10 protein-coding genes and 1 tRNA gene are annotated in these 9709 nt (G+C 57.1%); 6 read left to right on the top strand and 5 right to left on the bottom strand.

Going from position 1 to position 9709, the window contains the following annotated elements:
* Positions 1-168 precede the first annotated feature (168 nt).
* Together hisN and ACIQ5B_RS08360 are read right to left on the bottom strand one after the other, a co-directional pair.
* Positions 169-948 carry a histidinol-phosphatase gene (gene hisN, locus ACIQ5B_RS08355; RefSeq protein ID WP_397598606.1) on the bottom strand — a complete coding sequence of 260 codons (780 nt, stop codon included), beginning with the start codon at positions 946-948 and terminating at the stop codon, positions 169-171.
* A complete protein-coding gene (locus ACIQ5B_RS08360; protein WP_183942152.1) occupies positions 948-1883 on the bottom strand; it encodes a ribose-phosphate pyrophosphokinase in 936 nt (311 codons plus the stop codon). Before ACIQ5B_RS08360 ends, hisN begins: the two co-directional genes overlap by 1 nt.
* A gap of 123 nt (positions 1884-2006) precedes the next feature.
* Here ACIQ5B_RS08360 and ACIQ5B_RS08365 point away from each other — a divergent pair, with 123 nt between their 5' ends.
* Genes ACIQ5B_RS08365 through ACIQ5B_RS08380 form a run of 4 tightly spaced genes read left to right on the top strand, consistent with a single transcriptional unit; the run spans position 2007 to position 5721 of the window.
* A complete protein-coding gene (locus ACIQ5B_RS08365) occupies positions 2007-3665 on the top strand; it encodes an NAD+ synthase (RefSeq protein WP_397598607.1) in 1659 nt (552 codons plus the stop codon).
* A gap of 59 nt (positions 3666-3724) precedes the next feature.
* On the top strand, positions 3725-4132 hold the full coding sequence (locus ACIQ5B_RS08370; protein ID WP_397598608.1) for a hypothetical protein: 408 nt from the start codon (positions 3725-3727) through the stop codon (positions 4130-4132).
* A complete protein-coding gene (gene ribD / locus ACIQ5B_RS08375; RefSeq protein WP_397598613.1) occupies positions 4129-5097 on the top strand; it encodes a bifunctional diaminohydroxyphosphoribosylaminopyrimidine deaminase/5-amino-6-(5-phosphoribosylamino)uracil reductase RibD in 969 nt (322 codons plus the stop codon). Before ACIQ5B_RS08370 ends, ribD begins: the two co-directional genes overlap by 4 nt.
* Positions 5098-5112: 15 nt before the next feature.
* Positions 5113-5721: a riboflavin synthase gene (locus ACIQ5B_RS08380; RefSeq protein ID WP_397598609.1), complete on the top strand. Its 609-nt coding sequence runs from the start codon at positions 5113-5115 to the stop codon at positions 5719-5721.
* Here the strand turns inward: ACIQ5B_RS08380 and ACIQ5B_RS08385 are convergent.
* The gene (locus tag ACIQ5B_RS08385) at positions 5718-6470 is read right to left on the bottom strand and encodes a DUF1134 domain-containing protein (protein ID WP_397598610.1); all 753 of its coding nucleotides are present in this window, start codon (positions 6468-6470) and stop codon (positions 5718-5720) included. The two genes, ACIQ5B_RS08380 and ACIQ5B_RS08385, sit on opposite strands and share 4 nt — an antisense overlap.
* A 197-nt stretch (positions 6471-6667) precedes the next feature.
* Between ACIQ5B_RS08385 and ACIQ5B_RS08390 the strand changes: the two genes are divergently transcribed.
* A tRNA-Ser gene (locus ACIQ5B_RS08390) sits at positions 6668-6760 on the top strand.
* An 83-nt stretch (positions 6761-6843) separates the two neighbouring features.
* Here ACIQ5B_RS08390 and yghU read toward each other — a convergent pair.
* The gene (gene yghU, locus ACIQ5B_RS08395) at positions 6844-7722 is read right to left on the bottom strand and encodes a glutathione-dependent disulfide-bond oxidoreductase (RefSeq protein ID WP_397598611.1); all 879 of its coding nucleotides are present in this window, start codon (positions 7720-7722) and stop codon (positions 6844-6846) included.
* 52 nt (positions 7723-7774) lie between these two features.
* Positions 7775-9577, bottom strand: a complete 1803-nt coding sequence (locus tag ACIQ5B_RS08400) for an aminopeptidase P family protein (protein ID WP_397598612.1) — start codon at positions 9575-9577, stop codon at positions 7775-7777.
* On the opposite strand from ACIQ5B_RS08400, the gene ACIQ5B_RS08405 reads away from it, so the two are divergent.
* The coding region (locus tag ACIQ5B_RS08405) for a hypothetical protein (RefSeq protein ID WP_397598614.1) at positions 9485-9709 on the top strand (225 nt) is incomplete at its 3' end. The genes ACIQ5B_RS08400 and ACIQ5B_RS08405 overlap by 93 nt on opposite strands.

Consider the following 9709-nt stretch of genomic DNA (forward strand, 5'->3'; position numbering starts at 1 on the left):
ACCGCTCTTGGTCTTGAGCTTGGGCATTTTGGTCTCCTTTGTTGAGTCCGTATCAAGCCGACATGGCAGCCCTATTGGCCAGCCTGCTTATTCGGAAGGGGCGCGCCTAACCGGATTCGCGCGCGATTGCAAGCATATTGCCGGTAATTCGGCCCGGACTGCTGCGTTTTAGTGTTGGCATGCCAGTGCTTCGAGCACGTCATCCAGCCGGGCTGGGTCGCCCACCGCAATGATATGGCCGTCGGAAGCGCCGTGTAGAGGTTCCCCCGACCAATCGCTCATCATCCCCCCCGCGCCCGTTACGATGGGGATTAAGGCAGCAAAATCATGCAGCTTCAATCCGGCTTCGACGACGATGTCGATATGGCCACTGGCGAGCAGGGCGTAGTTGTAACAATCGCCACCAAACAGCATTTTTTTATGTGCTGTTTGCGCGGCGAGTTCCATAAAATGGTCGCCGTCATGCTGCGTAAAATATTGTGGTCCCGTCGTTGCCAGAGTGGCCTGATTCAACGCGGTGCATGCTCGTGTTGTGACAGGATTTCCGTTCAGGGTCGTCGGATAGCCCGCAGCGCCGACCCAGCGCTCGCCACTGATGCATTGGTCAATGACACCAAGGACAGGCCAGCCGTCTTCGAGCAGCGCAATCAATGTTCCGAATATCGGGCGCCCGGCCATGAAACTTACGGTTCCGTCGATTGGATCGATAATCCAGCTGCGGCCCGAGCTGCCGGTTTTTTCGCCATATTCCTCACCGATGATCGTATCGCGGGGGCATTCGGCATTCAGAATGCGGCGGATGGCGCTTTCGGCGGCGCGGTCGGCTTCCGTCACCGGGGACGCATCGGCCTTTGCCTCGTGACTATAGGCTGATCGAAAAAAGGGCCGGATGGCTTGGCCCGCTGCTTCGGCCAAACGGTTGGCCAGAAGGATATCCGCCGGTGTCATTAGTCGAACAAAGAACTGACGGAACTTTCATCCGCAATGCGCTTGATCGCTTCGCCCAATAATGGCGCGATGGGCAGCTGGCGTATTTTGGGACTGGCATTGGCAATGTCGGACGCCAGGATGGAGTCGGTGATGACCAGCTTGCGCAATGAGGACGCGTTGACCCGGTTCACGGCTTCGCCGGACAATACGCCATGGGTAATATAGGCGACGACGTCGGACGCGCCGGCGGCTTTTAACGCGTCGGCCGCGTTGCACAGCGTGCCAGCGCTGTCTGCAATGTCGTCAATCAATATGCAGAAACGGTCTTTAACATCGCCGATGATGTTCATGACTTCGGAAACGCCCGCTTTTTCGCGGCGTTTATCAACGATCGCCAGTGGCGCATCATCAAGACGTTTTGCCAGCGCGCGCGCGCGGACAACGCCGCCAACATCCGGCGATACGACGGTGATATTCTTGTCGCCATGGCGCTCCAAAATATCCGCGCTCATAACAGGCGCGCCGTAAAGATTGTCGGTTGGAATATCGAAAAAGCCCTGAATCTGTCCGGCATGCAAATCAACGGTCAACACGCGGTCAGCGCCAGCCTGAGTAATCAGGTTGGCCACAAGCTTCGCCGAAATGGGCGTGCGTGGTCCCGGTTTCCGGTCCTGCCGCGCATAGCCGAAATACGGAAGAACCGCGGTGATGCGCTTTGCCGATGCACGGCGCAACGCATCAATCATGATCAGCAATTCCATCAAATTGTCATTGGCTGGGTGGCTGGTCGACTGGATAACAAACATATCCTCACCGCGCACATTCTCATGGATTTCGACGAAAATCTCATTGTCGGCGAAACGGCGCACGCTGGCGTCGGTCAGCGGCAAGTTCATATAATCTGCAATGCCCTTCGCCAAAGGAAGATTGCTGTTGCCTGTCATCAATTTCATGTGCGTGTCCCCGGACCCCTGAGCTTTGAATCGCGCGCCAAAGTTTCGCCAAACGCCTTAGCGACGCGCAACTGGCCTGACAATCGGCTTGCCCCGCTACATTGTGGACAATAGGGTGGTGAAATGACAAATCGGCTTAATATTGCAATGGCGCAGCTTAACCAGCGCGTGGGTGACCTGGCAGGTAACGCCGGCAAGATGCTGGAATGGCGCGCAAAGGCGACAGATGCCGACCTGATCGTGTTTCCCGAACAGCAGTTGATTGGGTATCCGGCCGAGGATCTGGTGCTGAAGCCAGCCTTTGCCGCGCGCGCTGCGGTGGAGCTTGCGAAGCTTGCAGAAGCGACAGCCGATGGCGGGCCTGCCATGCTCGTGGGTTCGATATTCCTCGACGATGGCGCATTGTACAACGGAATTGCATTGCTCGATGGCGGTCAGATTGCAGCCGTGCGTTACAAGCATGAGCTGCCCAATTACGGAACCTTTGATGAAAAGCGGATTTTTGCATCTGGCCCCATGCCAGAACCCGTGCTGTTTAAGGGCGTGCGTATTGGCGTTCCGATTTGCGAAGATGGCTGGCTCGCCCCGGTTAGCCTCCATTTGAAGGAACGCGGCGCTGAGTTGCTTATTTCGACCAACGGCAGCCCGTATGAAATCGACAAGGATGACCGACGTTTGGAAGAGGTTTTTGCCGCACGTGTGCGCGAAACCGGATTGCCGCTAATGTTTCTAAATCGCGTCGGTGGGCAGGACGAGCTGGTGTTCGACGGCAGTTCCTTTGTCCTGAACGCGGATGGTGCGGCGGCGCACCGCTTACCGGACTGGGAAGAGCATTTGCGCATGACGCATTGGACGCGCGGCGACGATGGCTGGCAATGTGCAGATGGGCCAAAGGCACTGTGGGAGGAGCATCCCGCAGATATCTACAGCGCCATGGTCACGGGCCTGCGCGATTATGTGAACAGCAACGGTTTTCCCGGCGTTGTGTTAGGCATGTCGGGCGGCATCGATAGTGCGATTTGCGCCGCCATTGCCGCTGATGCGCTTGGGCCGGATCGCGTTTGGTGCGTGATGTTGCCGAGCCGCTATACCAGCCAATCGAGTCTGGACGATGCTGCCCAATGCGCTGAAATGATTGGGTGCCGGATCGACACAATCCCCATTGCACCGGCCGTTGGCGCTTTTGACGATATGCTTTCGGACAGCTTTGCCGACCGCGATGTCGACATTACTGAAGAGAATATTCAGTCGCGTATCCGCGGGGTCACGTTAATGGCCCTGTCCAATAAATTTGGACATATGCTTTTGACCACGGGCAACAAAAGCGAAATGAGCGTCGGCTATGCCACGATTTATGGCGATATGGCCGGTGGCTATAATCCGATAAAAGATGCCTATAAAATGACGGTGTTTGCCATTTCCGAATGGCGCAATGCGCATAAGCCGCGCATTGGTCTCGGCCGGGATGGTCCAGTGATACCCGACAATATTATTACCAAGCCCCCCAGCGCAGAATTGCGGCCGGACCAGAAAGACAGCGATTCGCTTCCGGATTATCCGCTCCTTGATAAAATGTTGTATGCGTTGGTGGAGGAAGAGCGCTCGGTCGATGAGGTCGTTGCCCAAGGCTTTGATCGCGACACCGTCGTGCGGATTGAAAGGCTGCTTTATCTCGCGGAGTATAAACGGCGGCAGGCCCCTCCGGGGGTAAAGCTTGGCACACGAAACTTTGGGCGGGATCGTCGCTACCCCATAACAAACGCGTTCCGAAGTGGCCGATAAGCCCCGCCTCTTTACATCGGGCACTGGAAATCGCGCGATATCCGTCTTATTGGATAGCCATGTCATTTTTTAAAGATGTCTCGCTGCGTAATGCGGGCACGGATCTGATCAGCTTTTTCCGCACAACGGGCACGCATAGCCCGTGGCTGTTTCTGGCTGCCTGCGTACCGACGGCGATTATCATCTACACATTCTATATCGATACGCTTGAAAAGGCGAAGCCGCCGCCACCCACCGTAACCTATTTCGAAAGCTGGCCCGCGACACGCACAATCGAGGAATCGAAAGCGGCGATCGCTGAATATCAAAAGCGAAAAGACGAAATGCGCGCCCGCGAGAAAGAGGCATATAAAGCATTCGGTCGTGCGGTCGGGATGGATGTGGAAAAAATTGAGCGCGAGGCTCAGCTGGAGCGTGCGCAAAAAGATGCGCAAGCCAAAGACGCTGCCGCGGGAGCAAAACCATAGCCACCGCTGATCACCGCTTCATGGCCGCAGCTTTGGCGCTGGCGGAACGTGGCGTTGGCCAGACGGGGCTGAACCCGTCGGTCGGCTGTATCATCGTCAAGGAAGGCATCGTCGTTGGACGCGGCTGGACCCAAAAGGGGGGGCGTCCCCATGCAGAAGCCATGGCGCTGGCGCAGGCCGGTTCTGCAGCGCAAGGCAGCGTTATTTACGTGACGCTTGAGCCCTGTGCACATCAATCTGACCGTGGACCGGCGTGCGCCCTATTGCTGGTGGATGCCCGGCCAGCCCGCGTGGTGGTTGCGCTGGAGGACCCCGATCCCCGGACTGCGGGTGCCGGCATCAAGGCGATCATGGCCGCGGGCATCGCTGTCGAAGCTGGCGTCATGGCGGCAGAAGCGCGCAAAAGTCTCTCCGGATTTCTGAGCCGCGTGCAGCGGCGGCGGCCATTTGTAACGTTAAAAATCGCGACATCGCTGGATGGTCAAATCGCCATGGCCGATGGCAGCAGTCGGTGGATTACGGGTGATATCGCGCGCGCGCATAGCCATATTGAACGCGCGCGAACGGATGCCATTTTGGTCGGATCGGGCACCGTAAAGGCAGACGCACCGCAATTGAATGTGCGGCTGACAGGGCTCGAACACCGGTCGCCGCGCAAGGTCATGCTGGGCAGCGGTGACGCCCCCGACGGGTGGGAAGTTATTTCTGCGCCAGCGGAGATCGCAAAGCTGGATTGCAATAATGTGATGGTCGAAGGCGGCGCTGCCACAGCCACGGCTTTTTTAGAGGCTGGGCTGGTTGACCGGTTGTTAATGTACCGCGCACCCATTTTCATCGGCGCGGGCAAGGCTTGCCTTGGCGACATTGGACTGGGGCAGCTGGCCGACGCGCATGGACTTTGGCAGTTGTGCGATTCCCGCAGCCTTGGCAAAGACCGTCTCGAAGTTTACGAATTCGCCAATTAAAGAGGCAATATATATATGTTCACAGGTATCATCACGGACGTTGGCAATATTCGTTCATCCGAACAGCGGGGCGATTTGCGCCTCGTCATTGACTGCGCATATGACATGGACACGGTCGCCATCGGTGCGTCTATCGCCTGTTCGGGCGTGTGCCTGACCGTGGTCGACAAGGGTGAAGGCTGGTTCGCCATTGATGCGTCTGCCGAAACCGTTTCACGTACCCCTGCGGGCATGTGGGAGGCCGGCACCAAATTGAATCTGGAACGCGCGTTGAAGGTTGGCGATGAATTGGGCGGACATATTGTCACGGGCCATGTCGACGGCGTCGGCCATATTGTTGGCAGCGAAACCGTGGGCGACAGCTGGAAAGTCACCGTAGCCGCACCGGGCAACCTTGCGCCCTATATCGCGGCCAAAGGATCGATAACTGTTGATGGCGTGTCGCTGACCGTCAATGACATTGCCGATCAGGCCGATGGTTCGGCGCATTTCATGCTGAACATCATTCCGCACACGGCGCAGATGACGACATTAGGGACGCTGAACGCCGGGCGGCAGGTCAATTTGGAGATTGACGTACTCGCCCGGTACTTGAAACGTATGGAAGATATGCGGGCCCGTTAAAAGGGCAGCCAGCGCTGCTTTTTGGAAAAGTGCATATATCCGATATTGGTGCCCAACCGAAGTCCGGCACCTACCCTGATGGTAATGAGCACGACATCGCCGCGGGCCAGATAGCTCGCATTGAAGCCACCGCCGAGATACGCGACGCCCTCACCGGAGGGATAGCGTTTGAAAATGTCCTCGGTGTCATAAAGATTGTAAACAAGCACAAAGGTGCTGCCCGCATTTGCGCCAGCATCGGGTCCAATCGATGGGCCTGTCCAATAGATGGGCATTTTGCCCTCAACCTTGTGATTCAGCGTGCCCGACCCGTAACGAAGGCCAAAGACAAATGCGCCACCGCCTTCGCGGCCAACGATGTAGGCATTTGGCCGACCCTCTTTTTTCAGAATGTCCTCGATCAATTTGCCAAGGCCTCGGGCACTTTTGCCAAACACGCCTTCGGCCGCGCCGATCAAATCATCTTTCTGATAGGTGGCTTCGGTCGAGATGGTGGGAGACGCGGTCGACGTTTCCGGTAATGTTGCAGGAGCCTCTGTCGGAACGCCATCTTGAACAGCTGGTGCGACCTCCTGTGCCGGGGCTGCGGTCGCGGCCGGCGGCGGCGTGCCAAGGTCTGAATCGATGACATCATTGGGATCGACGGTGTTGATCTGCGCCATTGCTGGCGAAGCAACAAGTGCGCCGGCTGCGAGCAGCATCCGCAAATGATATATTGACCGTTTCAGTCCGCGGCTAACTGCTAACATGCGTATCCCACCCTTTTAAAATCAAGCAACACTCTATGAATCCTTTAGATGAGCACATGATGAACGATCGACAATGCGAGTTCAGTGCGCGCCAGAGCGATCATAATTCGTTAATTTTCTTCTTATAGCATGCCCGTGTCAATAACCATTGCAGCCAAATGCATGCAACGCTATAGGCCGCGCATGCCAAACGCGCTGGAGACGTGGGTGAGTGGCTGAAACCAACGGTTTGCTAAACCGTCGTACTGGTAAATCCGGTACCGAGGGTTCGAATCCCTCCGTCTCCGCCAATCTGTGGTATTGCCAAAGGAAGCGCATCATCCTTAGTCAGCCAAGTCCGATACTGCGCGCACCCTTCTAAAGATGAAAGCCCTCAGGTGGCTATTTTCACCTTATCCTGCGTTTTTGTGTCGAAGTCGCTGGCGTCATGTCGCTCATGCAGCTGGCTGGCGGGATCACCCATGACGCGATTGACCATGCGTCCACGCTTCACAGCTGGCCGCTCGGCGATGAGGTCAGTCCAGCGGATGACGTTTTTATATTCATGGACCGATAGAAACGCGCCTGCGTCGTAAATCAGCCCTTTGACGAGCGCGCCATACCATGGCCAAATCGCCATATCGGCGATGGTGTATTCGTCGCCTGCCATATAGGAGCGGTCGGCAAGATTGCGGTCCAGCACGTCCAACTGCCGCTTCACCTCCATTGCGAATCGGTCGATGGCGTATTCAAATTTGAACGGCGCATAAGCATAAAAATGGCCAAAACCGCCGCCCAGATAGGGCGCGCTGCCCATTTGCCACATCAGCCAGTTGATCGTTTCCGTCCGCGCATGATGCTCGGTTGGCAGGAACGCGCCGAACTTTTCGGCAAGATATAAAAGGATCGCACCCGATTCAAAAACGCGCGTAGGCTCCGGCGTCGAATGGTCGAACAATGCGGGAATTTTGGAGTTTGGATTGGCTTCGACAAAGCCGCTCGAAAACTGGTTGCCGTCGCGGATGTTGACAAGCCACGCGTCATATTCTGCGCCCGTATGGCCAAGCGCGAGTAACTCCTCAAGCATGACGGTCACCTTCACGCCATTGGGCGTGGCAAGCGAATAGAGTTGCATCGGATGCTTGCCGACGGGGCGTTCTTTGTCATGCGTCGCGCCGGCGATGGGCCGGTTGATATTCGCAAACTGGCCCCCGTTTTCGGTATTCCATTCCCAGACCTTAGCTGGCGTGTAATCGGAAAAAGTCTGGGTCATGGATGTGCTATTCCTCAGGTGAAATCATAAGGTGTCAGGGGATAGGCCGGGTTTATGATAAGGGCGCGCACGCCTCATGTGCCCAAGCCAGCGCGTCGCCGTCCAGTTGTGGCGCGATAATCGACAGCACCTTGGCATGGTAATCATTCCACCAGCGCAGTTCCTCGCCGCTGAGCAAGCTGACATCCACCAAGGTCTTGTCAATTGGGGCGAAGGTGAGCGTTTCGAAACCGAAATAGCGGCCTTCCGCGCCAGCGATGTCGCGTTCTTCGACCAGCACCAGATTTTCGATGCGGATGCCATATTCCCCGGCTTTGTAATAGCCAGGCTCGTTGGACAGGAACATGCCTGCTTGCAAAGGCTCGTCTGTGCCAGCCTGTCCGCCCGAGAATTTCCCAATGCGCTGCGGCCCTTCATGCACAGCAAGGAAGCTGCCGACGCCGTGGCCGGTGCCATGGGCGTAATCAAGGCCAGCTTGCCAGAGTGCGGCGCGCGCCATCGTGTCGAGTTGCGCGCCGCGGGTGCCTTCCGGGAACACCGCCAGTGCAAGTGCGATATGGCCCTTTAGCACACGGGTGAAACGGTCCTTCATTTCCGCTGTTGGTTGTCCGGGGCCGACCCAGATCGTCCGGGTTACGTCCGTGGTGCCGTCCAAATACTGCCCGCCGCTGTCGACCAGATAGATGCTGTTGGGTTCAATCGCCCGGTTGCTCTTTTCGTCGACTTTGTAATGGCAATGCGCGCCATTGGGACCGGTGGCCGAAATCGTATCAAACGACAGATCGTGCAGCATACCGGTATCTTGGCGGAAGGATTTCAGCCGCGCTGCAGCCGACAATTCGTCCAGCCCACCCTTATGGGCCGTTTCGCTCATCCAGTGCAGGAAGCGGCTCAGCGCTGCGCCGTCACGCGCCTGCGCCGCACGATGGCCGACTTGCTCGACATGGTTTTTGACAGCCTTTGGCAAAATGGTCGGGTCACGCGCTTCGACGATTGTTGCCCCGCCATCCTTCAGTGCGCCGAATATCGCCGCGACGGCACGATCCGGATCCACGGCGATGCGCTTGCCGTTCATGGCTTTCAATGCAGGGACAAACTCCTCCGGGGTGCGCAAGCGCACGGCATTGCCCAAATGGGCGCGGACGTCATCGCCGACCTTTTCCGGGGCAACAAACAGGTCTGCCGTGCCATCGGCATGGGCGAGCACAAAGCTGAGCGCGACGGGCGTATTTGCCACATCGGAGCCACGGACGTTCAGGAGCCACGCCACCGAATCGAGTGCGGAAATCACCGTGCTGTCCAAACCATTGGCCGTCAGCCATTCGGCAACCGCTGCGCGTTTCTCGGCGCTGCTTTGTCCGGCATAACGGTCGTCATGGACCATCAGCTTGGCATCGCTTTTGCCGGGCTGGTCCGCCCAAACGGCATCAATCGGATTGCTTTTGACCGCGACCAATTCCGCGCCTTTGGCTTTCAACGCCACGGTCGCGCTTTCGACCCAACCCTTGGTATGCACCCATGCGTCATAACCAATGCGCGCGCCTGCGGGGGCGTGTTCCTTCAACCAATCAGAAATGCTCGTTTGCGGCACGCCGACATATTGCCAGTTGTTGCCGTCCACCTGCTCACGCACCTGAAGCGTGTAGCGCCCGTCGGTGAAAATAGCCGCCTCTTCCGATAGGACCACGGCAGAGCCTGCAGACCCGCCAAAGCCCGTAAGCCAGCCAAGACGCTGCGCATAGTCCCCGACATATTCGGACATATGTTCATCGCAAATCGGAACAACGAATCCATCGAGCTGATCTTTTTTCAGTTGGGCGCGCAAGGCATTAAGGCGGGCTTCGTAGGTGGACATCTTGGACTTCCGTTCATATGGTTGTGCAGACCATATAAGCGAGGAAGTCTTCTCATGAAAGCATTGCTCCCACTCATTGTTGCGATTGCTGCAATATCCTCGCCTGCATTTGCCCAGAAAGACATTATGACT

It is taken from the genome of Sphingorhabdus sp. (assembly GCF_044374345.1).
GTDB lineage: Bacteria > Pseudomonadota > Alphaproteobacteria > Sphingomonadales > Sphingomonadaceae > Sphingorhabdus_B.